The sequence below is a fragment of the Telluria sp. ZB4P36 genome, assembly GCF_059685865.1.
This window is the reverse complement of record NZ_JCASIE010000001.1, coordinates 189,268-213,499: the sequence shown is the minus strand read 5'-3', so window position 1 is coordinate 213,499 and position 24,232 is coordinate 189,268. Positions and strand designations below refer to the sequence as shown.

Below are 24,232 nucleotides of genomic sequence, written 5' to 3'. Positions count from 1 at the left end.
GCGCGGGCTTTGCGTCCTCTACAGTCTACAGTCCAGGAACAAGGTTAAAGAATATGCGTATTAGCAGCAAACTTGTTGGTGTTGGTGTACTGGCCCTGGTGACGGGCTGCTCGAGCATGAGCCCATCCAGCATGGTCAATAAACTCAGCTCGCTCAATCCTTTCGCCTCGAAAGACAAGACCGACCAGCCGGCGCCCCTGGTCGAGCTGAAGGCCACCATGGCCGTGCGTACCGCATGGAAGCTCGACATCGGCAAGGCCGGCCCGCACGTGTTCTCGCCTGCGCTGGCAGGCAACACCGTGGTGGTGGCCGGCGGCGACGGCGACATCGCGCGCGTCGAAGCCGCCACCGGCAAGCTGCTGTGGCGCACCAAGGCCGGCAGCGAACTCTCGAGCGGCGTCGGCACCGACGGCAACCTGATCGTGGTCGGCGGCGCCAAGGGCACCGTGCTGGCCTTCGACATGGACGGCAAGAAGCTGTGGAGCTCGCAGCTGTCGAGCGAACTCCTGTCCTCGCCGGTGGTTGGCCAGGGCGTCGTCGTCGCGCGCAGCCTCGACAACCGCATCGTCGGCCTGGACGCCAGGACCGGCGAACGCAAGTGGACCGTACAGCGCGTGACGCCGGCACTGACCCTGCGCACTGCGCCGGGCATGCTGATCAATGGCAGCGACGTCATCATCGCCCAGCCGGCGGGCCGCCTGTCCTCCTTCATCCTGGCCACCGGCGCGCCGCGCTGGGACCAGGAAGTCGGCGTGGCGCGCGGCGCCACCGAACTCGAGCGCGTAACCGACATCGGCGGCGCGCCGGTGCTGTTCGAGGGCGACGTCTGCGCCGTTTCCTACCAGGGCCGGGTCGCCTGCTTCGATGCGGCGGCAGGTTCGGTGAAGTGGACCCGCGACCTGTCGTCGGAAGTTGGCGTCGCCGTCGACCAGCGCTTCGTGTTCGCCCCTAGCGACAAGGGAGAGCTGTTCGCCTATAACCGCGACACCGGCTCGAACGCCTGGAAAAACGACAAGCTGGCCTTCCGCCGCCTGTCGACCCCGGTCTCCTTCGGCCGCGCGGTGGCGGTGGGCGACTACCAGGGCTACGTGCATTTCCTGTCGCGCGAGGACGGCGCTTTCCTCGCCCGTGCCGCCACCGATGGCAGCGCCATCATCGGCACCCCGCAGGTGGCTGGCTCGCACCTGATCTTTCAAACACAAAATGGAACTGTGACCGCCATCGCGGTCGAATAGAATAAAACAATGAAGCCGGTAATTGCACTCGTTGGTCGCCCGAACGTCGGGAAGTCGACCCTATTCAACCGCCTGACCCGCTCGCGGGACGCGCTGGTGGCCGACCTCCCTGGCCTGACCCGCGACCGCCACTATGGCGAAGGCCGGATCGGCGAACGGCCGTTCCTGGTCATCGACACCGGCGGTTTCGAACCGGTCGCCAAAGAGGGCATCATGCACGAAATGGCGCTGCAGACGCGCCAGGCGGTGGCGGAAGCCGACGTCGTCGTGTTCATCGTCGACGGTCGCCAGGGCCTGACCCCGCACGACAAGACCATCACCGATTACCTGCGCAAGACGGGCCGCAAGGTCATGCTCGTGGTCAACAAGTCCGAGGGCATGAAGTACACCTCGGTCACCGCCGATTTCTATGAACTCGGCATGGGCGACCCGTACGTCATTTCCGCCGCCCACGGCGACGGCGTGCACGACCTGGTCAACGAAGCCCTCGATTTCGCCCTCGAGAACCGTCCCGACGAGGAAGACGAGCCGGAACACCCCGACCACGGCATCAAGATTGCCATCGTCGGCCGCCCGAACGTGGGTAAGTCGACCCTGATCAACACCCTGGTCGGCGAGCAGCGCGTGATCGCCTTCGACATGCCGGGCACCACCCGCGACTCGATCGAAGTGCCTTTCGAGCGCGACGGCAAGAAATACACCCTGATCGACACCGCCGGTATCCGCCGCCGCGGCAAGATCTTCGAGGCCATCGAGAAATTCTCGGTCGTGAAGACCATGCAGTCGATCTCGGATGCCAACGTGATCGTCCTGCTGCTGGATGCCCAGCAGGATATTTCCGAGCAGGATGCGCACATCGCCGGCTTCATCCTGGAGTCGGGCAGGGCGCTGGTGGTGGCCGTCAACAAGTGGGACGGCCTGCAGTCGGACGACCGCGACCAGGTCAAGATGGACCTCGACCGCAAGCTCGACTTCCTGTCCTTCGCGAAGACCCACTTCATCTCGGCGCTGAAGGGCACCGGCATCGGCCAGCTGATGAAGTCGGTGGATTCGGCCTATGCCGCCGCCACCGCCAACCTGTCGACCCCGCGCCTGACCCGCGCGCTGCAGGAAGCGATCGAGAAGCAGGAACCGAAGCGCAAGGGCAGCACCCGTCCGAAGATGCGCTACGCCCACCAGGGCGGCCAGAACCCGCCGATCATCGTGATCCACGGCAATGCGCTGGAAGCCGTCAGCGACCCCTACAAGCGCTATCTGGAGAAGCATTTCCGCGACATCTTCAACCTCGTGGGTACCCCGGTACGCATCGAATTCAAGTCCGGGAAGAATCCATTTGCCAGGGAGCAGAATTAGCCGTAGCAGGACGACAAAAAGTGGCAAAACAGGTTACAGTAGCTCAGGGCTTTCATTCGCCATAGCGGAATGTGGCCCAGGCACTTGAAAATCGGCAAATCGCCACAACTTTTAAACTACAACAACATTACGGAGCTGTTATGAGCAACAAAGGGCAACTGTTACAAGACCCATTCCTGAACGCATTGCGCAAGGAGCACGTCCCCGTCTCCATCTACCTGGTCAACGGCATCAAGCTGCAAGGCCATATCGAATCCTTCGACCAGTACGTCGTCCTGCTTCGTAATACCGTGACCCAGATGGTCTACAAGCATGCCATTTCCACCGTCGTCCCGGCCCGCGCCGTCAACCTTAACCTCGACTCCGAAGCCGAGTAAGGCCGATGGCTGACGCCCCCGGCAACACCTCCATGCGCGCAGCGCTGGTCGGCATCGACTTCGGCGCTGGCGACTTTACCGCCAGCCTCGAAGAGCTGTCCCTGCTTGCGCGCTCCGCCGGCGCCGAACCGATCACCACGATCACGGCCAAGCGCGGCAGTCCCGATCCCGCCCATTTCGTCGGCAGCGGCAAGGCCGACGAGATCGCCGTGGCCTGCAAGGCCGAGCGGATCGACATCGTCATCTTCAACCACGCCCTGTCTCCGGCGCAGCAGCGCAACCTGGAGCGCCGCCTCGAGGTGCGCGTGGTCGACCGTACCAGCCTGATCCTCGACATCTTCGCCCAGCGCGCCCAGAGCCATGAGGGCAAGCTGCAGGTGGAACTGGCCCAGTTGCAGCACCTGGCCACGCGCCTGATCCGCGGCTGGACCCACCTGGAGCGCCAGAAAGGTGGTATCGGCCTGCGCGGTCCCGGCGAAACCCAGCTCGAGACCGACCGCCGCCTGATCGGCGAGCGCGTCAAGCAATTGCGCATCCGTCTTACCAAGCTGCGCAAGCAGCACGAGACCCAGCGCCGCCAGCGCGGACGCAACCAGACGTTCTCGGTGTCGCTCGTCGGTTATACCAATGCCGGCAAGTCGACCCTGTTCAACACGCTCACCAAGGCCGGGGTATATGTTGCGAACCAGCTGTTCGCAACCCTCGACACCACCAGCCGCCGCCTCTACCTCGGCGACGAGGTGGGCAGCGTGGTGATTTCCGATACCGTCGGCTTCGTGCGCGAACTGCCGCACCAGCTGGTGGCGGCCTTCCGCGCCACGCTCGAAGAGACCATCCACGCCGACCTGCTGCTGCACGTGGTCGACGGCAATTCGCCGGTGCGCATGGAGCAGATCGAGCAGGTCAACGAGGTGCTGCGCGAGATCGGCGCCGATCACGTGCCCCAGATCCTGGTCTGGAACAAGATCGATGCGGCCGGGCTCGAGCCCGGGGTCGAGCGTGATGAATATGATAAGATCAGCCGCGTTTTCATCAGCGCCCACAGCGGAGCTGGACTGGACCTGCTGCGCGAAGCCATCGTCGAGTCGGCCAAGGCGGCGCGCGCGGGCAACGCGCGGGACGGGGACGAACCGGCGGTGGGCGGCTCCCTGGGCAGTTCTGCAGAGAACAATATAACAACCTCTACCCATCTCGGGCCACACTAGCCTATGCTCGTTTCTTTACTCAAGCGTTGCGGCATCAAACTGTCGCTCAACGATCCACGCTGGGGCCATAAACCCCAGGGTGACCCCAAGGCCCAGGAGGGCCGCCGGCCGGGTGAAGGCCCGCCCGACCTCGATCAACTCTGGCGCGACTTCAACGCCCGCCTCAACCGCATCTTCGGCGGCCGCAACAACGGCGGCGACGGCGGCAACGGCCCGTCCGGCCGCGGCGACATGCGCGGCGCCAGCGTCACCGCCGGCGTGGTGGCGGTGATCGTCGGCCTGATCTGGCTGGCGAGCGGCGCCTTCATCGTGCAGGAAGGCCAGGTCGGCGTCGTCACCACCTTCGGCAAGCTCAGCCACAAGACCGGCGCCGGCTTCAACTGGCGCTGGCCGTATCCGATCCAGGCCCACGAGACCGTCAACGTCTCGCAGATCCGTACCGCCGAGATTGGCTACCGCGCCAACGTGCGCAACAAGCAGCCGGCCGAAGCCCTGATGCTGACCGATGACGAAAACATCATCGACATCCAGTTCGCGGTCCAGTACACGCTGAAGGACCCGGTCCAGTGGCTGTTCAACAACCGCGAGAACGACGAGACCGTGCGCCAGGTCGCCGAGACCGCGATCCGCGAAGTGGTCGGCCGCAACAAGATGGACTTCGTGCTGTACGAAGGCCGCGAGAAGGTCGCGGTGGACGTGCACCAGATGATGCAGAAGATCGTCGACCGCTATGCGCTCGGCGCCCTGGTCACCAACGTGACCATGCAGGCGGTGCAGCCGCCGGAGCAGGTGCAGGAAGCCTTCGACGACGCCGTCAAGGCCGGCCAGGACCGCGCCCGCGCCAGGAATGAAGGCGAAGCCTACGCCAACCAGGTGATCCCGCAGGCGCGCGGCCAGGCCTTCCGCCTCCAGCAGGACGCCGAAGCCTACCGCTCGATGGTGGTGGAGAATGCGACCGGTAACGCCTCGCGCTTCGACCAGGTGGTGGCCGCTTATGCGAAGGCGCCGGCCGTGACCCGCGACCGCATGTACATCGACACGATGCAGCAGATCTTCTCCAGCACCAGCAAGGTGATGGTCGATTCGCGCACCGGCAACCCGATGATCTACCTGCCGCTGGACAAACTGATCGGGCAGGGCGCCGGCAACGAAGCCGTGGGCGGCCGTTCCGGTCCGCAGCAGGTTCCGGTGCCGCAATCGTCGGCGCCGGCGGACGTCATGCAAGCCATGGATTCGGTGCGTCAGCGCGACAGCCGGAGCCGCGATTCCTCACGTGATCGGGAGAGCCGTTAATGAACCGCCTCGTAACTTTATTTGTGGCGGGCTTCATTGCCCTGATGCTGCTGTCGTCGACCGTGTTCGTGGTGGACCAGCGCCGCTTCGCCATCGTGTTCGCCCTGGGCCAGGTGCGTGACGTGATCACCGAACCGGGCCTGCACTTCAAGCTGCCGCCGCCCTTCCAGAACGTGATCTACCTGGACAAGCGCATCCTGACGCTCGACACGCCCGACGCCGACCGCTTCATCACGGCCGAGAAGAAGAACATCCTGGTGGATGCCTTCATGAAATGGCGCATTACCGATCCGCGCCTGTACTACGTCAGCTTCAACGGCGATGAAAACCGTGCGCGCGACCGCCTGTCCCAGATCATCAAGGCGGCCCTGAACGACGAAATCACCAAGCGCACCGTGCGCGAAGTGATCTCGGGCGAGCGTGGACGCGTGATGGAGGCGGTGAAGGAAAAGGTCGTGGCCGAAGCCAAGGAGATCGGTGTCGGCGTGGTGGACGTGCGCCTGAAGCGCGTCGACTACATCGAGCAGATCAACAACTCGGTGTACGAACGCATGAAGGCCGAGCGCGTGCGCGTGGCCAACGAACTGCGTTCGACCGGCGCCGCCGAATCCGAACAGATCCGCGCCGACGCCGACCGCCAGCGCACCGTGATCATCGCCGAAGCCTTCCGCGAGGCCGAGAAGATCAAGGGTGACGGCGATGCGAAAGCAACCGCGATCTATGCGGATGCGTTTGGCAAGAACCCGGAATTCGCCAGGTTCTACCGCTCGCTGGAAGCCTACCGGGCGACCTTCAAGAACCGTGGGGACGTGATGGTGGTGGATCCGAATTCGGAGTTCTTCAAGTACTTCAAGCAGCCGGGCAGCAAGTAAGCCGGATTGTCTGATAACGTGGGCGGCTCTGCCGCCCACGTGACGTTTACCCGGCAGTTTTCAGTCTATACAAGCGTTGCACAATGGCACTCTGACAAGCCATCAGGCCTGTCAAACCAACATCCCCCGCCTACGCCTTGGCATTTTCGGGTAAAATCACCGATTCGGCGCTCGCACCGTGCGCCAGCACGCGTGTGCGCTCCGCAGTGCTCTTTGCATCGCTCTTAAAAACAACCCGTTAGCTGTCTGCCCATGCCGAACTGGCTTTTGCCTGAGAATATCGCCGATGTCTTGCCGTCCGAGGCGCGCAAGATCGAAGATCTGCGCCGCAAGATGCTCGACACCTTCCGCCTGTACGGCTACGAACTGGTGATGCCGCCGCTGCTCGAGTACGTCGAGTCGCTGCTGGCGGGGGCAGGGCAGGACACCGAACTGCGCACCTTCAAGGTGGTCGACCAGATCTCCGGCCGCCTGCTCGGCCTGCGCGCCGACATGACCACCCAGGTGGCGCGCATCGACGCCCACCTGCTCAACCGCGAAAGCGTCACCCGCCTGTGCTACGCCGGCAGCGTGCTGCATACCCGTCCCTCGGGCCTGCACGCCACCCGCGAGCCGATCCAGATCGGCGCCGAGATCTACGGCCATGCCGGCCTCGAAGCCGACGCCGAGATCCAGGAACTGGCGCTCGGCTCTGTCGCGCTGGCCGGCTTCACCGACGTCCGCCTCGACCTGTGTCACGTCGGCATCCTGCGCGCCCTGCTGGCCGCGGACCCGGCCGCGCAGCGCGACGAAGCCCAGCTGACCTGCCTGCTGCGCGCGAAAGATGCGCCGGGCCTGGACGAGTTCACGCACAATTACCTGCCCGAGACCCGCAAGGCCCTGCTGGCGCTGACCCAGCTCTACGGCGACGTCGAGGTGCTGGGCCGTGCCAAGGAAATGCTGCCGGCACTGCCCGGCGTGACGCGCGCGCTGGCCGAACTGGCCGCGCTGGCGGCGGGCGCCATCGGCCGCGCCGAAGTGGCGATCGACCTGGCCGACCTGCGCGGCTACCAGTACGAAAGCGGCGCCATGTTCGCGCTCTACGTGCCGGGCCTGCCGAACGCGGTGGCGCGCGGCGGCCGCTACGACCATGTGGGCGAGGCCTTCGGACGCGCGCGCCCGGCGACCGGCTTCTCGCTCGACCTGCGCGAACTGGCGCGGCTGCTGCCGCTAGCTGAGCGCAAGCATTCCATCCGCGCGCCATGGGGCAATGCCCCCGAGCTGAAGGAAAAAATCGCTGACCTGCGCAAGGCAGGCGAAGTCGTGATCCAGAGCATGCCGGGTCACGACAATGTTCAGGACGAGTTCGAGTGCGACCGCGTGCTCGTCCTCGAAAACGGAAATTGGATTCTCAAAAACTTAGGTTAAGTGATGTCAAATACTAACGTGGCAAAGAACGTCGTTGTCATCGGCACCCAGTGGGGCGATGAAGGCAAGGGTAAGATCGTCGACTGGCTGACCGACCATGCGGCCGGCGTCGTCCGTTTCCAGGGCGGCCATAACGCGGGCCACACGCTCGTGATCAAGGGCCAGAAGACCGCGCTGCAGCTGATCCCCTCGGGCATCATGCGCGAAGGCGTGGCCTGCTACATCGGCAACGGCGTCGTGGTCTCGGTGCCGGACGTCCTGCGCGAGATCGACAAGCTGGCCGCGGCCGGCGTCGAAGTCGTGTCGCGCCTGAAGATCTCGGAAGCCTGCCCGGTCATCCTGCCTTACCACGTCGCCATCGACAAGGCACGCGAAGCCAAGCGCGGCGAGAACAAGATCGGCACCACCGGCAAGGGCATCGGCCCGGCCTACGAAGACAAGGTGGCGCGCCGCGCGATCCGCATTGCCGACATGCTCAACCCGGAGCGTTTCGCCGAGAAGCTGAAAGAGAACCTCGAGTACCACAACTTCGTGCTGGTGAACTACCTGGGCGGCGAAGCGATCGACTTCCAGCAGACCTACGACGACGCGATGGCACAGGTCGAACGCCTGCGTCCGATGGTCGCCGACGTGTCCTCGCTCCTGCACGCCGCGCACAAGGCCGGCGGCAGCCTGCTGTTCGAAGGCGCGCAAGGTTCGCTGCTCGACGTCGACCACGGCACCTATCCCTTCGTCACCTCGTCGAACTGCGTGGCGGGTAACGCCGCCGCCGGCGCCGGCGTCGGCCCGGGCATGCTGCACTACATCATGGGCATCACCAAGGCCTACACCACCCGCGTCGGTTCGGGCCCGTTCCCGGCCGAACTGCCGACCGACCAGGGCGTCGGCGAGCACCTGTCGCGCGTGGGCCACGAATTCGGCACCGTGACCGGCCGTGCGCGCCGCTGCGGCTGGTTCGACGCCGCGCTGCTGCGCCGCTCGGTCCAGATCAACGGCGTGTCGGGCATGTGCCTGACCAAGCTGGACGTGCTGGATGGTATCGAATCCCTTAAACTCTGCACCGGTTACAGGATCGACGGCCGCGACGTCGACATCTTCCCGGTCGGCGCCGAAGAAGCCGCGCTGTGCCAGCCGGTCTACGAAGAGATGCCGGGCTGGACCGAAAGCACCGTCGGCGCCAAGTCGCTGGAAGAGCTGCCCGCCAACGCCCGCGCCTACATCAAGCGCATCGAAGAGCTGGTCGGCATCCCGATCGACATGGTGTCGACCGGCCCGGACCGCGAAGAAACCATCGTGCTGCGCCACCCCTTCGCGGCATAAGACCCAACTATAAAAAAATAGGAATAGCCTGAAATGAACACCCCTGCATCGACCGACAAGGACCTCTGGGTTTCCTGGGACGAGTACAACCGCCTGGTCGAGCGCCTCGCGCTGCAAGTGTATGAATCGAACTGGAAGTTCGACATGGTGCTGTGCCTGGCGCGTGGCGGCGTGCGTCCCGGCGACGTGATCTCGCGCATCTTCGACGTGCCGCTGGCGATCCTGTCGACCAGCTCCTACCGCGAAGAAGCCGGCACCAAGCAGGGCAACCTGGACATCGCCAAGTACATGACGATGACCAAGGGCCCGCTGGCCGGCCGCATCCTGCTGGTCGACGACCTGGCCGATTCGGGCGTGACCCTGCAGAAGGTGCGCGAGCACCTGCAGACCAACTACCCGGACGTCAGCGAAGTGCGTTCGGCCGTCATCTGGGTGAAAGGTACCTCGGCCTTCAAGCCGGACTACCACCTGGAAGACCTGCCGCACAACCCATGGATCCACCAGCCGTTCGAGGACTACGACGGCCTGCGTCCGCACCAGCTGTCGGCGTGGATGAAGAAGTTCGAGAAGTAGTCCGTTGCCCCTGAAAAGGGCAAGCGAACGGGCAGGGGAGGCGCGAGCCTTCCCTGCCCTTTTGCTTTGTTGCGGCTTCTCTCGTGAAGAAGCGTCCGCGGCGCGCGATGCAGCTTCGGTCGTGGCGAAGGTTCGGGGCGGCGCGGGAAGGTCTCGATAAAGTCATTCCATGGTAGCGGCGCGGCCCTGGAAGGTGCTTTTGTAGTTTTCCTATCTTGTGCAAACTGTGGGAGAATCTTCTGTGTTTTAAGAAAAACATAGGAGAACCTTCATGAAAGACGGCGAGCTCGACGAGATCGATCGCAAGATCCTGCGCATCCTGCGCAGGGACGGCCGCATCAGCAACCAGAAACTGGCCGACAGCGTGCACCTGTCGCCCACCCCTTGCTGGAACCGGGTCCGTGCCCTGGAAGAAACCGGCTTCATCGAGGAATACGCAGCGATCCTTTCCCAGCGCGCGCTGGGCCTGCCGGACACCGTCATCATCGAGGTCACGCTCGAGCGCCACGACGACGAGATCTTCGAACAGTTCGGCAAGGCGCTGGCGGAGCTGCCCGAGGTGATGGAGGCCAGCCTGCTGACCGGCGACTACGACTACCTGATCAAGGTGGCGGTGGCCGGTACCGAGGGCTACGAGCGCTTCCTGCGCCAGCGCCTGTACAAGATTCCCGGCATCCGCCACAGCCGTTCCACCTTCGTGCTGCGCACTCTCAAGCGCACCCATTCCGTGGAGCCCTGATACAAAGCCGGGGTCGCCATTTCATGGCAGTCTGTTAAGATGCGGCGGTTGCCGACAATAACAATCAGAAACCGATGACCCAAAGCTTCTTCCAGACCTTCATCCTCCTGATTCTCGTCACCGACCCGTTTGGGAATGTCCCCTTGTTCGTCGCGGCCCTGAAGGAAGTGCCGGTCCAGCGCCGCGCCCGCATCGTGGTGCGCGAATGCGCGATCGCCTTCCTCCTGCTGCTCGTTTTCATGTTCTTCGGCCAGCACTTCCTGGCGGCCCTGCACCTGTCGCCGGTGGCACTGCGCATCGGCGGCGCGGTCATCCTCCTCATCATTGCGATCCGCATGATCTTCCCGCATCCTGACGGCGTACTCGGCCGCAACGAGGGCGGCGAGCCCTTCATCGTGCCGCTGGCGATTCCCGCGCTGGCCGGCCCGTCGGCCCTGGCCACCGTGCTCCTGTTCAGCTCAGGAAGCCTGACCGAGACCATGGTGCACGTGGCTGCGCTGGCCGCCGTCGGCGTGGTGTGGCTGGCGGTCTTCCTCAGCGCCGAGCGCCTGCAGCAAAAGCTCGGCCCGCAGGTCATGACCGCCTTCGAGCGCCTGATGGGCCTGATCCTGACCGCCATGTCGGTCGAGATGCTGCTGGGCGGTATCCGAGAGTTCGTCAAGACGCTGTGAGGGCAGCGCTGCTCCCGCGCCCGGTGCCGGTGTATGCTGGACCCGGGACAACTGGAGACAAGCTCGCATGAGAACCTGGAGAATCGCGGAAGAAGACGTGGCCCTCGACCGCAGCTGCGAGGGCGCGCGCAAGAGCGGCGGACATTGGCATGAAGAGGGCTGCGCGGCCCTGTATTCGGCCATGACGGTGGAGCTGGCGGTGCTCGAGAAGTTCGTCCATGCCGAGGGCGACGAACCGGGGCTGGTGCTGGTGGCGGTCGACCTGCCCGACGATCCCGGGCTGGGCGTGGACGTGGCGCCGCGAAGAAAGACTGAGGCGAAAAAAACCGTTCCCTGAACAGCGGGAACGACTTCCAAGGCTTGCCGGGCTTACTTGCCCAGGATCGACACCACGTTGTCCGTCCCCGGCGCCCCGAAGGCCTGCTGCTTGAGCACATGCAACTGATCCCGCACCTGTGCCGCCTTCTCGAACTCGAGGTTCTTGGCGTGGTCCACCATGAGCTTCTCGAGGCGCTTGATCTCCTTGCTGATCTGCTTCTCGCTCATCGACTCGACCTTGGCCGTCGCGGCGTCTTCCTGGATGCCCTCGGCCATGGCCTTCTGGGCGGCGTTGCTGTACACGCCGTCGATCATGTCCTTGATCTTCTTGTTCACGCCCTTCGGCGTGATGCCGTTCGCTTCGTTGAACGCGATCTGCTTGGCGCGGCGGCGCTCGGTCTCGTCGATCGCGCGCTTCATCGAATCGGTCATCTGGTCGGCATAGAGGATCGCCACGCCGTTCAGGTTGCGCGCCGCGCGGCCGATGGTCTGGATCAGCGAACGCTCGGAACGCAGGAAGCCTTCCTTGTCCGCGTCCAGCACCGCCACCAGTGACACTTCCGGCAAGTCGAGGCCCTCGCGCAGCAGGTTGATGCCGACCACCACGTCGAAGGTACCGAGGCGCAGGTCGCGCAGGATTTCGACACGCTCCACCGTCTCGATATCGCTGTGCAGGTAGCGCACCTTGATGCCGTGGTCGCTCAGGTATTCGGTCAGCTGCTCGGCCATGCGCTTGGTCAGCGTGGTCACCAGCACGCGCTCGTCCTTGGCGATGCGGTCGGTGATCTCGCTCATCAGGTCTTCCACCTGCGAGCGCGCCGGCTTGACGATGACCAGCGGGTCGACCAGGCCGGTGGGACGCACCACCTGCTCGACCACGTTGTCGGCCTTTTCCTTTTCGTAGTCGGCCGGCGTGGCGGACACGAAAATCGTCTGGCGCATCTTGCCTTCGAACTCCTGGAACTTCAGCGGCCGGTTGTCCAGCGCCGAGGGCAGGCGGAAACCGTAGTCGACCAGGTTCACCTTGCGCGAGCGGTCGCCGTTGTACATCGCATTGAGCTGGCCGATCATCACGTGCGACTCGTCCATGAACATCAGCGCGTCCTTGGGCAGGTAGTCGATCAGGGTCGGCGGCGGTTCGCCCGGCATCGAGCCGGACAGGTGGCGCGAGTAGTTCTCGATGCCCTTGGTAAAACCGATCTCGGCCAGCATCTCGAGGTCGAAGCGGGTGCGCTGCTCGAGGCGCTGTTCCTCGATCAGCTTGTTCTCGGTGCGGAAGTATTCGAGGCGGTCGCGCAGCTCGGCCTTGATCGATTCCACCGCGCGCAGGACGGTCGAGCGGGCCGTGACGTAGTGCGAGCCCGGGTAGACCGTGAAGCGCGGGATCTTCTGGCGCACGCGGCCCGTGAGCGGGTCGAACAGCTGCAGCGATTCGATCTCGTCGTCGAACATCTCGACGCGGATCGCGAGTTCGGCGTGCTCCGCCGGGAAGATGTCGATGGTGTCGCCGCGCACGCGGAAGGAGCCGCGCGAGAAGTCCATCTCGTTGCGCGTGTACTGCATCTGGATCAGGCGCGCGATGATGTCGCGCTGCGCCACTTTGTCTTTATGGCGCAGGGTCAGGACCATCTTGTGGTATTCGTTCGGATTACCGATACCGTAGATGGCCGACACGGTGGCGACGATGACCACGTCGCGCCGCTCCATCAGCGACTTGGTGCACGACAGGCGCATCTGCTCGATGTGCTCGTTGATCGACGAGTCCTTTTCGATGAACAGGTCGCGCTGCGGCACGTAGGCTTCCGGCTGGTAGTAATCGTAGTAGGAGACGAAATACTCGACCGCGTTCTGCGGGAAGAATTCGCGGAACTCCGCGTACAGCTGGGCCGCCAGCGTCTTGTTCGGTGCGAACACGATGGCCGGACGGCCCGCCTGCGCGATCACGTTCGCCATCGTGTAGGTTTTACCGGAACCCGTCACGCCGAGCAGGGTCTGGTACATCAGGCCGTCATTGATGCCTTCGATCAGGCCGGCGATCGCGGTCGGCTGGTCACCGGCCGGAGGAAAGGGCTGGTGCAGCTTGAAGGGCGATCCGGGATAGGTGATGACGGTCGGCTCCGGGGCATTTGCGATGGATAAATCTGCCATACTTTCAGACCTTTGCTAGAATGGGAATCCGCTTGCGGCACTGCAGCATGACTATACAAGCAGTGTCGTTCCATGAAACCGCTGCGAACCCACCGACAAAACTCAGTTTATCACGATGACTTCCACAGCCTCCGCCAGCCTCTTCGGCGCCATCGACATGGCGCCCCGCGACCCGATCCTGGGCATTACCGAAGCGTTCAACGCCGACACCAATTCAGGCAAGATTAACCTGGGAGTGGGCGTCTACTATGACGATAATGGCAAGGTGCCTTTGCTGCAGTGCGTGCAGAAGGCGGAAGCGAAGCTGATGGAGCAGCCGGCGCCGCGTACCTACCTGCCCATCGAAGGGCTGGCTGCGTATGACAAGGCCGTGCAAGAGCTGGTATTTGGGGCCGACAGCGCCGTAATTCAAGAGAAGCGTGCGATCACCGCGCAGGCCCTGGGCGGCACCGGCGCGCTCAAGCTGGGCGCCGACTTCCTCAAGCGTTTCTCGCCGAATTCCGAGGTCTACATCAGCGACCCGAGCTGGGAAAACCACCGCGCCCTGTTCGAGAGCGCCGGCTTCGCCGTCAACAACTACACCTATTACGACCCGGCCACCCACGGCGTGAATTTCGACGGCATGCTGGCCTCCCTGAAGGCCATGCCGGCCAAGTCCATCGTGGTGCTGCACGCCTGCTGCCACAACCCGACCGGCGCCGACCTGACCCAGGACCAATGGGGCCACGTGATCGAGGCCGTCGTCGCGGGCGGCCTGGTGCCATTCCTCGACATGGCCTACCAGGGCTTCGGTGACGGCATCGCCGAAGACGGCGCCGTGGTGCGCCGCTTCGCCGAGACCGGCATCCCGCTGCTGGTGTCGAACTCGTTCTCGAAGTCCTTCTCGCTGTACGGCGAGCGCGTCGGCGCACTGTCGATCGTCGGCACCAGTGCCGAAGAAACCGCACGCGTGCTCTCGCAGCTCAAGCGGGTGATCCGCACCAACTACTCGAATCCGCCGACCCATGGCGGCAAGGTGGTCGCCACCGTGCTGGCGACCCCGGAGCTGCGCCAGCTGTGGGAAGAAGAACTGGCCGGCATGCGCGTGCGCATCCGCGAAATGCGCAACGTGATGGTCGCGAAGCTCAAGGAAAAAGCGCCGGGCCACGATTTCGAATTCGTGCGCGAGCAGGTCGGCATGTTCTCGTACTCGGGCTTGACGAAAGAGCAGGTCGGCAAGCTGCGCGAGCAGTCGATCTACGCGGTCGACACCGGCCGTATCTGCGTTGCTGCCCTGAACTCGACCAACATCGACCGCGTCGTTGACGCCGTTGCGAAAGTTCTTTAAAATCGCGGCTCTTCGGAACTGACGAGAGTTGTTTCCGAAGAGCAGCAAAGATGGCTGCGCGACATGACGTGAATTTGACACGCTGTCACCGCAAACATATAATGCTGTCATCAATTCCCTGATAGCTCAGTCGGTAGAGCGACGGACTGTTAATCCGCAGGTCCCTGGTTCGAGTCCAGGTCGGGGAGCCAGAATTGCAGAAGGCCACATCGTGAGATGTGGCCTTTTTTGTTGGTGCGTCAAACAACACTTTTGGTTGCAAGGAGGCATACACACGCGGTACGCTGGCGGCAGCAAACTCTTCAGGACGAACAGTGAAACATCTACCATCGAGCAAGAGGCTCGCCGTCGGCGGACAGGTGTTCCGGTTTTCCTTGTCGGGGAAGGGCAGCCCGACCATCGTCATGCTGGGAGGCGCCGGCGCCACCCTCGAAGGCTGGTTCAAGCTGTTTCCCGAGATCGAGACCCTGGGCGCGGTGATGAGCTATGACCGGCCCGGCGTCGGCGGCAGCGGGCGTCCGCGCGAGCCGCAGATGGGCACCACCGTCGTCCTGCAGCTGCGCGCGCTGCTGCGCGAGATCGGCGCCAAGCCGCCATTCCTGCTGGTGGGGCACTCCTTCGGCGGCCTGCACGCCAACCTGTTCGCCCGCGTGTATCCCGACGAAACCTGCGGCGTGCTGTTCCTGGAGGCGACCGCGCCGGATGACGTGCGCAACATGAAGCGCTACCGTTCGCGCCTGCAGCGCGCCGTGGCCGGCCTGCTGGACCGTGTCTCGCCGCCGGATCCGAATGACGAGATCAGCAACGAGGCCGAGACGGTCGAGGAAATCGGCGAGGCGCCGCCGTTCCCGCCGATTCCGGTCACCGTGCTGTCGGGCGGCAAGCGCCTGCCGCGCTGGATGGTGTCAAGCGAGGCGCAGCGCGAACGCGAGCGCAACCAGCTGCTGCTCGCGCGCCTGTCGCCGCTGGGCGAGCGGGTGATCGCGCCGCGCAGCGCGCACTTCCCGCAGATGTCCGAGCCGCGGCTGGTGCTGGACGAACTCGCGAAGCTGGTCAAGCGGGTCCAGGTGTAGGAAATCTTGCCTTTCGATAGCGCAGGACTTCGCGGAATCGAAAAGCGCTGCTATAATACGGCCTCTAATCCCTGATAGCTCAGTCGGTAGAGCGACGGACTGTTAATCCGCAGGTCCCTGGTTCGAGTCCAGGTCGGGGAGCCAGAATATATGCAGCCCTGCGAGAAATCGCAGGGCTGTTTTCATTTCAGGGTGTCAAAGAACGCCTGATTCCTGCAGCGTGGCCAGGCTCACGTGGCCGCGGAACCCGCTGCCTCCTTGCACCGCTTCGTTCGCCTCGATTCCCAGCGCGAAACGCACGGCCGGCAGCTCCCTCATGCGCTCGGCGTGGGCGAAGACGGCCGGGTAGCTGCGTGCCAGGTCACCCACCTCGTGATACGCCGCCCAGCGGCCGACTGCGAACAGATAGGCATCGGCAACCGTCGGGGTGGCGCCTCCCAGCAGCCATGCGCGGTCGGCCAGCATGCGCTCGACGTGGCCGAGTTCCACGTTCACCTGTGTCACTGCCTCGGCGCGCATGCGCTGGCGCAGGTCTTCCGGCAAGCCCCGGGTTTCGTACAGTTTCCACAGTGGCCCGAAGGACGCGAAAAAGTCGGTGGTCAGGTAAGACAAGGTTTCGGCCAGGCGATCGAATTCCAGCGTGCCTTGGCGGAAGCCCAGGCCCGCGTCGATGCCGCGCGAACCGATGTGCTGGAGGATCGCGAAGCTTTCGGTCAAGCTTACCTTCGGCGCCAGCATCAGCGCCGGGGTTTTCATCCGTGGGTTGGCGCGCGCAAAGGTGGCCGGCCAGGGGTGCTCGAGCATCTCGATGCGGCACAGCTTGTAAGGCTGTCCCAGCCATTCGAGCGCGATGACCGATGCCAGCGAGCAGCCGCTCGGTACGCCGTAGAAAAGAACCTGTTCCATGTTGATCTCCTGAGTGAAAGTACACGAACTATAAATTCGTGGACGATGGAGCGATAGACGGTCTAAAGTAGAATCAGCGTCCACACACGGAGACGATGATGCTGAATCTGAATGACGTATATTTCTTCACCCAGGTCATCGACCATGGCGGCTTCGCCCCTGCCGCGCGCGTCACGGGAACGCCGAAATCCACGCTGTCCAAGCGCATCACGGCGCTCGAGGCGGAGCTGGGCGTGCGGCTGATCCAGCGTTCGTCGCGCCGCTTCACGGTGACCGACCTGGGGCGGGAGTTTCACCGGCACGCGGTCGCGATGCTGATCGAGGCGGAGGCGGCCGAGAACGCAGTGCGCCGGCGCCTGGCCGAGCCGAGCGGCATCGTGCGCATCACGGCCTCGATTCCCACGGCGCAGACCGCGCTGGCGCAGCCCTTGCTGGAACTGGCGCGCAGGTATCCCAAGCTGCACGTGGCCGTCCAGGCAGCCGACCGCTTCGTCGACATCATCCAGGAAGGCATCGATATCGCCGTGCGCGATCACTTCGCGCCGCTGCCGGATTCAGGCCTGATCCAGCGCACCGTGTGCGTGGATCCCGTGTACCTGGTGGCGGCGCCGCACTATCTGGCCGCCCGCGGCACGCCTGCGGCGCCGGCCGAGCTGGCGGGGCATGAGGGATTGCTCGTTCATCCGCAGGCGCCGCCCTGGCGCCTGCAGCGCGATGGTGAGCTAGCCGAGGTGGTCGAGGTGTTGCCGCGCGGCCGCCTGTCGGCCAACGAGTCGAGCATTCTGCTGGCTGCGGCCGCCGGCGGCATGGGCATCGCCTGCCTGCCGCGCAAGCTGTGCGGCGCGGCCCTGCAGGCCGGCAGGCTGCTGCGGGTACTGCCCGAATGGACGGCGGGACAGGTGACGACCACCTTGCTGATACCGCACCGGCGTGGGCAGCTGCCGTCCGTCAGGGCAGTCGCGGATGTGCTGGCGGAACGGATACCGTTGCTTGGATAACGCCCTGCAGCGACGCCAGCTTCTGCTCGGCCGTCACCTTCCTGCGCTGCCACCACAGCACCAGCCCGCTCCACAGCACGACGATGCTGAGCACGTCCAGCAGCGCCCACAGCAGCTTGAGCGCCATTCCGCCGTAATCCCCGAAGTGCAGCGGCTGCGACAGCATCAGGGTCGACACGTACCAGGGCATCTCGCCGCTGGCCACCACCTGCGCCGTACGCGCGTCGATCACCGCGATCGACAGCAGCTTCGAGGTCAGGGGCGTATTCCCGTTCATGAAGGCGACGAAGTGCTGCGGCGTGGCGAAGCCGTTGCCCGGATAGGCCATGAAGCTCAGCGACTTGTCCGGATGCGCCCGGCGCGCGGCCCGCAGCGCCGCATCGGCCGACAGCGGCCCGGTGACGGCAGGCTGCTTGCGATAGGGCGCGGCCAGCGCTGCCAGTTCGGTCGCCTGCCAGGCGGCGAAGATCGGCCGGTTCAGCGCATTGATGGTGCCGGTCAGGCCCACCACCAGCAGCCAGACCAGGGTCACCATGCCCAGCAGGTTGTGCTGGTCGAGCCACTTGAGCCGGGTAGCGCGCGCGCGCCGCACGGTCCCGAAGCGCAGCTTCTTCATGTAGGGCCCGTACACGCAGATGCCCGACACGATCGAGGCGCCCAGCAGCAGCCCGGTGAAGCCGAGGAACAGGGTGCCGCCGAGGCCCAGGTACATGTCGGTGTGCAGGCGCAGCATCAGGTCCATGAAACCCTGGCCCAGCGGGTACTCGCTGAGGAAAGCGCCGCTGCGCGCGTCGTAGGTATAGAAGGCCGTCAGGCCTTCCGAGTCGATCTTGTCGGCCATGCGCACGTGAAGCAGTTCCGGCTCGTCGGCTTCGGCCACCAGGAACTGCGGGACGTCTTGCGGGCGGCGCGCCTGGGCGTCGGCGACGATGCGGTCGATGCTGGCCTGGCCCGTGTGGCCGGGCGCCAGCGCCGGCGGCTCCACGCTGGCGCCGGTCAGATGGGCGATCTCGTGCGAGAAGATCAGGGGCAGGCCGGTCACGCACAGCATCAGCAGGAACAGGGTGCTGACCAGGCTGGTCCATTTATGGACCGCATACCAGGCGCGGAAGCTCATCGACCGCTCCTCAGAATGCCGCATGCAGGCTCAGTTCGACGCTGCGCGCGGCGCCCATCCAGCAGTTCCGCGCGCTGTGGCAGGCGCCGACGTAGCGCTTGTCGCCCAGGTTGCTGGCGGTGAGCCCGAGGCGCCAGGTCTTGTTCAGCCTGTACATCGCGGCGGCGTCGAACACGGTATAGGAGGGCACGGTGCCGGCATTCGCCGCATCCATCTGGCTCTCGCCCACGTAACGCAGGCCTGCACTCAGGTCGAGCGTGTCCAGCGGCGCATAGTTCAGCCACAGCGAGGCCTGCCTGTCGGCCACCCACACCGGCGTCTTGCCTTCCAGCGCAGGATCGAGCGGGTTCTCCGTCACTTCCATGTCGAGCTTCGTCAGGCCGAACGTGAAATCGAGGCGCTCGGTCAGGGCCTGGCTCCACGACAGCTCCGCGCCCCTGCTGCGCACTTCGCCGTTCTGGGTGTACTGGTTGAAGCTCGGCGTGTTCACGACCACGTTGCGCTTGCGGATATCGAACAGCGCCACCGTCAGCTGGGTACGGGCATCTAGCGACTTGTATTTGACGCCGCCTTCGAGCTGTTTCGCCGTGGTCGGCTTGAAGGCCTGGCCGGTGACGGAATCGACGCCCGCCGTCGGCTCGAACGAGGTCGAGTAGTTCAGGTAGGGCGCCAGGCCGTTGCCGAGCTGGTAGATCGCCGCCAGGCGGCCGCTGGTCTTGCGCTGGGCGATCGAGGTCGTGCTGTCCGAAGGGAAGCCGGCATAGCTGGACGCATTGAGGTCTTCGCTGCGGTAGCGGTCGCGGCGCACGCCGCCGATCACGGTCAGGGCGCCGAGCTTCACTTCGTCCTGCAGGTAGAAGCCGAGCTGCGACTGGCGGATCGCATGCCGCTCGGTATAGAAATCGAAGGGAAGCGTGGAGACGTCGAACAGGCGGTGCTTCGGCGCGCCGAGGTCGATCGAGGGCGTATCGGTGCCGAGGGTGTCGCCGTAGCCGACATTGGAACGCAGGCGCTGGTAGTCGACGCCGGCCAGGATGCGGTGCGTGAAGGCGCCCGTGTTCAGCCGGAAGGCCAGCTGGTTGTCGGCCACCCAGCCGTTCATGTCCTCGTCCGTGAAATAGGCGGAACGGGTCAGGGTGCGCCTGTCGGCCAGCAGGCCGTTGTTGTAGGTATTGCGCTGCAAGCCGCTCGCCTTGGTATGGCGGACGTTCTGCAGGAAGCTGAGGCGATCGTTGAAGGCGTGCTCGAACTTCCAGCCGGCCATCGTCACTTCGCGCTGCATGCCCGACCAGCCGGCGTCGCCGGCAAAGGCGCTGGAGGACAGGAAGCCGTAGGGCGCGGCCTGCAGCGTGCCCAGCGCCGGCAGCGGCGTGGACGGGATCAGGGCCGGATCGTCCTGGTAGTACAGGTTGAGGTTCAGGCGCGTGGACGGGCCGATGCGCCAGGTGAGCGAGGGGTTGAGGAGGCGGCGCTCTTCCTGGGTCGTCAGCTGCTGGCCGTCGCGTTCGCGCGCCAGGGCCACGATGCGGTAGTCGACATCCTTCGACAGCGGGCCGGTGCTGTCGAGCGCCAGCTCGCGCAGCGCATCGGTGCCGATGCGGGCGCGCAGCACGGTTTCCTGTTTCGAGCGCGGCTGTTTGGCGACCTGGTTGACCATGCCGCCCGGCGGCGCCGAACCGTACAGCACCGAGGTCGGGCCCTTCAGGACTTCGACGCTGTCGGTGGCGAAGGCGTCGACCTGCGGCACCAGGTTCCACAGGCCGTTGTACTGCAGCGGCAGGCCGTCGTAGTAGTTGCGGTAGCTTTCGAAGCCGCGGATCGTGTACTGGTCGAAGATGGTGACGGTCGGGCGGCTCTCCGGCGTCACGCCCGGCACGTAGCGCAGTGCTTCGTTGACGCTGTCGACCTGGCGCGCTTCCAGCAGCTCGTTGCCGTAGACCTCATAGCTCATCGGCGACTCGAGCGGCTTGAGCGCGGACTTGGTGCCGGTGGTGCGGTAGCCGGGGGCGCTGACGAGCACCTGGGCGGTGTCCTGCGCGAAGGCGAGGGGACCGAGGGTCGACAGGACCAGCAGGCTGAGGAGGGGGCGCGAAGCTGTGACGGGCGTGGGCATGGGAAGACGGTTCTAATGAAAATGATAATGAGAACGATTATCATTCACTATAGAACTTCTGTCAAAGCCTGCGCTTGGGCAGGCTTCCTTACAGCGGCGCGCTGCGCATCAGCGGATCACCGGCTTGACGCGCGAGGCCGCTTCCAGGGCACGCAGGCGGGCCGTTTCGACGTTATCCGCCGTCGCCAGCGCCACGCCCATGCGGCGCCGCGCGAAGGATTCGGGCTTGCCGAACAGCCGCAGATCGACACCCGGCACGCGCAGGGCGTCGGCCACGCCTTCGAAGGCGATGCCCGCGGCCTCGTGCTGGCCATAGATGACGGCCGAGGCGCCGGGCGCGCGCAGCGCCACGTCGACCGGCAGGCCCAGCACGGCTTTCGCATGCAGCTCGAACTCGCTCTGCACCTGGCTGGCCATGGTCACCATGCCGGTGTCGTGCGGGCGCGGGCTGACTTCCGAGAACCACACCATGTCGCCCTTGACGAACAGCTCGACGCCGAACACGCCGCAACCGCCCAGGTCCGCCGTCACCTTGGCCGCGATGTCGCGCGCGCTCGCCAGCGCGGCGGGGCTCATCGGGTGCGGCTGCCAGGATTCCACGTAGTCGCCCTGCACCTGCTTGTGGCCGATCGGCGCGCAGAAGCTGGTCTCGACCTGGCCGTCGGCGCCGATCGAGCGCACCGTGAGCAGGGTGATTTCGTAGTCGAAGTCGATGAAGCCTTCGGCGATCACGCGGCCGGCGTCGACGCGGCTGCCGCTGGCCGCAGATTCCCAGGCCTTGGCCACGTCCGCCGCGCTGTCGAGCTTCGACTGGCCCTTGCCGGACGAGGACATCACCGGCTTGACCACGCAGGGGAAGCCGACCGCCGCGCAAGCCTGTTCCAGTTCTTCCAGGCTGCTGGCGAAGCGGTAGGGCGAGGTCGGCAGGCCGAGTTCCTCGGCGGCGAGGCGGCGGATGCCTTCGCGGTTCATGGTCAGCAGCGCGGCGCGCGCGGTCGGGATGCAGGTGATCCTGCCGGCTTCCTCGAGGGCGACCAGGGTCTCGGTGGCGATGGCTTCGATTTCCGGCACCACCAGGTCGGGCTTTTCCAGGGCGATCAGGGCGGACAGGGCCGCGCCGTCGGTCATGTCGATCACGTGCGCGCGGTGCGCGACCTGGTGGCCGGGCGCGTTCGGATAGCGGTCCACCGCGATGGTTTCCACGCCCAGGCGCTGCAGGGCGATGATCACTTCCTTGCCGAGTTCACCGGAGCCGAGCAGCATCACTTTGGTGGCGGAAGGGGAGAGGGGCGTGCCGAAGAGGCGTGGGGTCGTCATGGGTCTGGCCGGAATCGATGGGGAAGCCGCGACTATAGCAAAGGCGCTTGCGGCCTGCCGCCGGCGGCCTGTTTTCGCGAAGCACTGGTCAAATCCGAATCGGGCCGCTATAATGCGGCCTCTTTTCCCTGATAGCTCAGTCGGTAGAGCGACGGACTGTTAATCCGCAGGTCCCTGGTTCGAGTCCAGGTCGGGGAGCCAGAATACGAAGGGCTGCACGCAAGTGCAGCCCTTTTTGTTTTCCGGCGCTGGAATGCGGCGCTGGTGCATGAGTCGCCACCGTCTCTACACCGTCGTCCCGGCGCGGGCCGGGACGACGTTGGTTACATTTGCGGGACGATCAGGCAGGGGCGACTTCGGCAGCCTGCACCCTTTCACGGGTCATCTCCGGCAACCGCTCAAACCACGGCTGCGCCCCCTCCAGCTGATGCGCCAGCTGCAGCAGCACGTCCTCCCTCCCGAACGGCGCCACGAACTGCACCCCCAGCGGCAGCCCGTCCGCCGTCCAGTGCAGCGGCACGGACATCGACGGCGTCCCCGTCAGGTTCGACAGCTGGGTGAACGGCACATAGCGCAAATTGTCCCGCGCAATCTGCTCCACCGTGCTGTCGAGCAGTCCGAGCCGTGCCAGCAGGCCGAGCATGCCGGTGCGCTGCAGGAAGCCCAGCAGCGTCTGCTGTGCCGCCGGCAGGTCGCCGGTGCCGTGTTTTACCGGCGGATGGGCCAGCGTGGGCGTGAGCAGCATGTCGTAGCGCTGGTGGAAGCGTCCCAGCGCCCGTGCGAAGGTATTCCACTGCGCCAGCTGGGTCGTCAGGGCCGGCGCCCCGATCGCGCTGCCCAGCGTGACCAGCAGGCGCGTCATCAGCTCCGGCTCGCCGCCGCTGGCGCCAAGCGCCTTCATGCGCGCCACCAGGGATGGCACCTGTCCGAAGTAGACGTGCAGGTAGCTGGTCGCGAGCAGGGCGCCGTCGATCTCGGGCGCGGCTTCTTCGACCTCGTGGCCCAGCCCGCGCAGCAGCTCCGCCGCGTGGCGCACCGCCGCCACCGCTTCCGGATGCACCTCGGTGCCGATCGGCGAAGCGCTCGTGAAGCCGATCAGCAGCCGGCCAGGAGCGCGCCGCATCAGCTCCGCGTACGGGGCGGCGGGTGGCGCGATGATGAAGGGATCGCCCGGCTCGGCGCCCTGCAGCACGTCGAGCGCCAGCGCGGCATCGCGCACGCTGCGCGACAGCACGCCTTCGCTGGACGCGCCGAACCAGACTTCGCCCACGTCCGGACCGGCAGACACGCGCCCGCGCGAGGGCCGCAGCCCGAACAGGCCGCAGCACGCGGCCGGGATGCGGATCGAGCCGCCGCCATCGTTCCCGGCCGCCATCGGCACGATGCCGCTGGCGACGGCCGCCGCCGCGCCGCCGCTCGAGCCGCCCGGCGTGTGCGCCAGGTTCCAGGGATTGTTGGTGCGGCCGAACAGCTCCGGATCGGTCACGCCCTTGAGCGCGAATTCCGGCAGGTTGGTCTTGCCGAAGACGACCAGGCCGGCGTCCAGGTAGCGCCGCACCACGGCGGCGTGCTCCCTGGGCACGTGGCCGCGCATGGCGCGGCTGGCATTGGTGGTCGGCAGGCCGGCATAGTCCTGCAGGGTGTCCTTGAGCAGGAAAGGCACGCCGGCGAAGGGGCCGCGCAAGGGACCCTGCAACTGGCGCCGCGCTTGCTCTTCCATCAGCCGCACCACCGCGTTGACGCGGCCATGGACCTGCACCTGGCGTGCCAGCGCAATATCGAGCAGTTCGTGTGGACTCACCTCACCATTGGCAACGAGGGCGGCGAGGGAAGTGGCATCGTGGCGCAGGAATTCGTCGAAATCCATGGG

The 24,232-nt window shown here is 65.3% G+C and carries 21 protein-coding genes and 3 tRNA genes; 18 read left to right on the top strand and 6 right to left on the bottom strand.

What is annotated here, in order from left to right; genetic code table 11:
* Nucleotides 1-53 precede the first annotated feature (53 nt).
* From bamB to AC56LK_RS00970, 12 genes are all read left to right on the top strand, one after another.
* Nucleotides 54-1,235 (top strand): outer membrane protein assembly factor BamB, encoded by a 1,182-nt coding sequence (gene bamB / locus AC56LK_RS01025; RefSeq protein ID WP_497182708.1) that lies wholly within the window; start codon nucleotides 54-56, stop codon nucleotides 1,233-1,235.
* 9 nt (nucleotides 1,236-1,244) lie between these two features.
* Entirely contained in the window at nucleotides 1,245-2,588 is a 1,344-nt protein-coding gene (der, locus tag AC56LK_RS01020) for a ribosome biogenesis GTPase Der (protein WP_497182707.1), read from the top strand.
* Nucleotides 2,589-2,728: 140 nt separating this feature from the next.
* Entirely contained in the window at nucleotides 2,729-2,965 is a 237-nt protein-coding gene (hfq, locus tag AC56LK_RS01015; protein WP_026354376.1) for an RNA chaperone Hfq, read from the top strand.
* A gap of 32 nt (nucleotides 2,966-2,997) precedes the next feature.
* A complete protein-coding gene (gene hflX, locus AC56LK_RS01010; protein WP_497183035.1) occupies nucleotides 2,998-4,170 on the top strand; it encodes a GTPase HflX in 1,173 nt (390 codons plus the stop codon).
* A 3-nt stretch (nucleotides 4,171-4,173) separates the two neighbouring features.
* Complete coding sequence (gene hflK, locus AC56LK_RS01005; protein ID WP_497182706.1) at nucleotides 4,174-5,463, top strand: FtsH protease activity modulator HflK; 1,290 nt, start codon at nucleotides 4,174-4,176, stop codon at nucleotides 5,461-5,463.
* A complete protein-coding gene (hflC, locus tag AC56LK_RS01000) occupies nucleotides 5,463-6,335 on the top strand; it encodes a protease modulator HflC (RefSeq protein WP_497182705.1) in 873 nt (290 codons plus the stop codon). Before hflK ends, hflC begins: the two co-directional genes overlap by 1 nt.
* Before the next feature lie 252 nt (nucleotides 6,336-6,587).
* The gene (locus AC56LK_RS00995; RefSeq protein WP_497182704.1) at nucleotides 6,588-7,742 is read left to right on the top strand and encodes an ATP phosphoribosyltransferase regulatory subunit; all 1,155 of its coding nucleotides are present in this window, start codon (nucleotides 6,588-6,590) and stop codon (nucleotides 7,740-7,742) included.
* Between the two features lie 3 nt (nucleotides 7,743-7,745).
* Entirely contained in the window at nucleotides 7,746-9,062 is a 1,317-nt protein-coding gene (locus tag AC56LK_RS00990; RefSeq protein WP_497182703.1) for an adenylosuccinate synthase, read from the top strand.
* Between the two features lie 33 nt (nucleotides 9,063-9,095).
* Nucleotides 9,096-9,635 (top strand): phosphoribosyltransferase, encoded by a 540-nt coding sequence (locus AC56LK_RS00985; RefSeq protein ID WP_209585874.1) that lies wholly within the window; start codon nucleotides 9,096-9,098, stop codon nucleotides 9,633-9,635.
* 271 nt (nucleotides 9,636-9,906) lie between these two features.
* Entirely contained in the window at nucleotides 9,907-10,374 is a 468-nt protein-coding gene (locus AC56LK_RS00980) for an Lrp/AsnC family transcriptional regulator (protein WP_497182702.1), read from the top strand.
* A 74-nt stretch (nucleotides 10,375-10,448) separates the two neighbouring features.
* Entirely contained in the window at nucleotides 10,449-11,045 is a 597-nt protein-coding gene (locus AC56LK_RS00975) for a MarC family protein (protein WP_436105072.1), read from the top strand.
* Between the two features lie 67 nt (nucleotides 11,046-11,112).
* On the top strand, nucleotides 11,113-11,382 hold the full coding sequence (locus tag AC56LK_RS00970; RefSeq protein WP_497182701.1) for an RES family NAD+ phosphorylase: 270 nt from the start codon (nucleotides 11,113-11,115) through the stop codon (nucleotides 11,380-11,382).
* A 32-nt stretch (nucleotides 11,383-11,414) separates the two neighbouring features.
* Here AC56LK_RS00970 and uvrB read toward each other — a convergent pair whose 3' ends face one another.
* Nucleotides 11,415-13,511: an excinuclease ABC subunit UvrB gene (gene uvrB / locus AC56LK_RS00965; protein ID WP_497182700.1), complete on the bottom strand. Its 2,097-nt coding sequence runs from the start codon at nucleotides 13,509-13,511 to the stop codon at nucleotides 11,415-11,417.
* 115 nt (nucleotides 13,512-13,626) lie between these two features.
* Here uvrB and AC56LK_RS00960 point away from each other — a divergent pair, with 115 nt between their 5' ends.
* The 4 genes from AC56LK_RS00960 to AC56LK_RS00945 all read left to right on the top strand — a co-directional run bounded on the left by AC56LK_RS00960 (nucleotide 13,627) and on the right by AC56LK_RS00945 (nucleotide 16,055).
* Nucleotides 13,627-14,838 carry an amino acid aminotransferase gene (locus AC56LK_RS00960; protein WP_497182699.1) on the top strand — a complete coding sequence of 404 codons (1,212 nt, stop codon included), beginning with the start codon at nucleotides 13,627-13,629 and terminating at the stop codon, nucleotides 14,836-14,838.
* Nucleotides 14,839-14,953: 115 nt separating this feature from the next.
* A tRNA-Asn gene (locus AC56LK_RS00955) sits at nucleotides 14,954-15,029 on the top strand.
* A gap of 123 nt (nucleotides 15,030-15,152) precedes the next feature.
* Nucleotides 15,153-15,911, top strand: coding sequence for an alpha/beta fold hydrolase (locus AC56LK_RS00950; protein WP_497182698.1), 759 nt, complete (start codon nucleotides 15,153-15,155; stop codon nucleotides 15,909-15,911).
* A 68-nt stretch (nucleotides 15,912-15,979) separates the two neighbouring features.
* Nucleotides 15,980-16,055 (top strand) — tRNA-Asn (locus AC56LK_RS00945).
* Nucleotides 16,056-16,106: 51 nt separating this feature from the next.
* Here the strand turns inward: AC56LK_RS00945 and AC56LK_RS00940 are convergent.
* Entirely contained in the window at nucleotides 16,107-16,817 is a 711-nt protein-coding gene (locus tag AC56LK_RS00940; protein ID WP_497182697.1) for a glutathione S-transferase family protein, read from the bottom strand.
* Between the two features lie 98 nt (nucleotides 16,818-16,915).
* Here AC56LK_RS00940 and AC56LK_RS00935 point away from each other — a divergent pair, with 98 nt between their 5' ends.
* Nucleotides 16,916-17,815: a LysR substrate-binding domain-containing protein gene (locus AC56LK_RS00935; RefSeq protein ID WP_497182696.1), complete on the top strand. Its 900-nt coding sequence runs from the start codon at nucleotides 16,916-16,918 to the stop codon at nucleotides 17,813-17,815.
* Here AC56LK_RS00935 and AC56LK_RS00930 read toward each other — a convergent pair.
* The 3 genes from AC56LK_RS00930 to purT all read right to left on the bottom strand — a co-directional run bounded on the left by AC56LK_RS00930 (nucleotide 17,766) and on the right by purT (nucleotide 22,362).
* Entirely contained in the window at nucleotides 17,766-18,932 is a 1,167-nt protein-coding gene (locus AC56LK_RS00930) for a PepSY-associated TM helix domain-containing protein (RefSeq protein ID WP_497182695.1), read from the bottom strand. The genes AC56LK_RS00935 and AC56LK_RS00930 overlap by 50 nt on opposite strands.
* 10 nt (nucleotides 18,933-18,942) lie before the next feature.
* Nucleotides 18,943-21,045, bottom strand: coding sequence for a TonB-dependent siderophore receptor (locus AC56LK_RS00925; protein WP_497182694.1), 2,103 nt, complete (start codon nucleotides 21,043-21,045; stop codon nucleotides 18,943-18,945).
* A gap of 108 nt (nucleotides 21,046-21,153) precedes the next feature.
* On the bottom strand, nucleotides 21,154-22,362 hold the full coding sequence (purT, locus tag AC56LK_RS00920; RefSeq protein WP_497182693.1) for a formate-dependent phosphoribosylglycinamide formyltransferase: 1,209 nt from the start codon (nucleotides 22,360-22,362) through the stop codon (nucleotides 21,154-21,156).
* A 125-nt stretch (nucleotides 22,363-22,487) separates the two neighbouring features.
* Here purT and AC56LK_RS00915 point away from each other — a divergent pair.
* Nucleotides 22,488-22,563: transfer RNA gene (locus AC56LK_RS00915), tRNA-Asn, on the top strand.
* Nucleotides 22,564-22,702: 139 nt separating this feature from the next.
* Here AC56LK_RS00915 and AC56LK_RS00910 read toward each other — a convergent pair.
* Complete coding sequence (locus tag AC56LK_RS00910; RefSeq protein WP_497182692.1) at nucleotides 22,703-24,229, bottom strand: amidase; 1,527 nt, start codon at nucleotides 24,227-24,229, stop codon at nucleotides 22,703-22,705.
* Nucleotides 24,230-24,232: the final 3 nt, after the last annotated feature.

Excerpts from the sequence above, each read along its gene's own strand:
- bamB (WP_497182708.1), top strand. The coding sequence starts at position 54 with ATGCGTATTAGCAGCAAACTTGTTGGTGTTGGTGTACTGGCCCTGGTG.
- der (WP_497182707.1), top strand. The coding sequence starts at position 1,245 with ATGAAGCCGGTAATTGCACTCGTTGGTCGCCCGAACGTCGGGAAGTCG.
- hfq (WP_026354376.1), top strand. The coding sequence starts at position 2,729 with ATGAGCAACAAAGGGCAACTGTTACAAGACCCATTCCTGAACGCATTG.
- hflX (WP_497183035.1), top strand. The coding sequence starts at position 2,998 with ATGCGCGCAGCGCTGGTCGGCATCGACTTCGGCGCTGGCGACTTTACC.
- hflK (WP_497182706.1), top strand. The coding sequence starts at position 4,174 with ATGCTCGTTTCTTTACTCAAGCGTTGCGGCATCAAACTGTCGCTCAAC.
- hflC (WP_497182705.1), top strand. The coding sequence starts at position 5,463 with ATGAACCGCCTCGTAACTTTATTTGTGGCGGGCTTCATTGCCCTGATG.
- AC56LK_RS00995 (WP_497182704.1), top strand. The coding sequence starts at position 6,588 with ATGCCGAACTGGCTTTTGCCTGAGAATATCGCCGATGTCTTGCCGTCC.
- AC56LK_RS00990 (WP_497182703.1), top strand. The coding sequence starts at position 7,746 with ATGTCAAATACTAACGTGGCAAAGAACGTCGTTGTCATCGGCACCCAG.
- AC56LK_RS00985 (WP_209585874.1), top strand. The coding sequence starts at position 9,096 with ATGAACACCCCTGCATCGACCGACAAGGACCTCTGGGTTTCCTGGGAC.
- AC56LK_RS00980 (WP_497182702.1), top strand. The coding sequence starts at position 9,907 with ATGAAAGACGGCGAGCTCGACGAGATCGATCGCAAGATCCTGCGCATC.
- AC56LK_RS00975 (WP_436105072.1), top strand. The coding sequence starts at position 10,449 with ATGACCCAAAGCTTCTTCCAGACCTTCATCCTCCTGATTCTCGTCACC.
- AC56LK_RS00970 (WP_497182701.1), top strand. The coding sequence starts at position 11,113 with ATGAGAACCTGGAGAATCGCGGAAGAAGACGTGGCCCTCGACCGCAGC.
- uvrB (WP_497182700.1), bottom strand. The coding sequence starts at position 13,511 with ATGGCAGATTTATCCATCGCAAATGCCCCGGAGCCGACCGTCATCACC.
- AC56LK_RS00960 (WP_497182699.1), top strand. The coding sequence starts at position 13,627 with ATGACTTCCACAGCCTCCGCCAGCCTCTTCGGCGCCATCGACATGGCG.
- AC56LK_RS00940 (WP_497182697.1), bottom strand. The coding sequence starts at position 16,817 with ATGGAACAGGTTCTTTTCTACGGCGTACCGAGCGGCTGCTCGCTGGCA.
- AC56LK_RS00935 (WP_497182696.1), top strand. The coding sequence starts at position 16,916 with ATGCTGAATCTGAATGACGTATATTTCTTCACCCAGGTCATCGACCAT.
- AC56LK_RS00930 (WP_497182695.1), bottom strand. The coding sequence starts at position 18,932 with ATGAGCTTCCGCGCCTGGTATGCGGTCCATAAATGGACCAGCCTGGTC.
- AC56LK_RS00925 (WP_497182694.1), bottom strand. The coding sequence starts at position 21,045 with ATGCCCACGCCCGTCACAGCTTCGCGCCCCCTCCTCAGCCTGCTGGTC.
- purT (WP_497182693.1), bottom strand. The coding sequence starts at position 22,362 with ATGACGACCCCACGCCTCTTCGGCACGCCCCTCTCCCCTTCCGCCACC.
- AC56LK_RS00910 (WP_497182692.1), bottom strand. The coding sequence starts at position 24,229 with ATGGATTTCGACGAATTCCTGCGCCACGATGCCACTTCCCTCGCCGCC.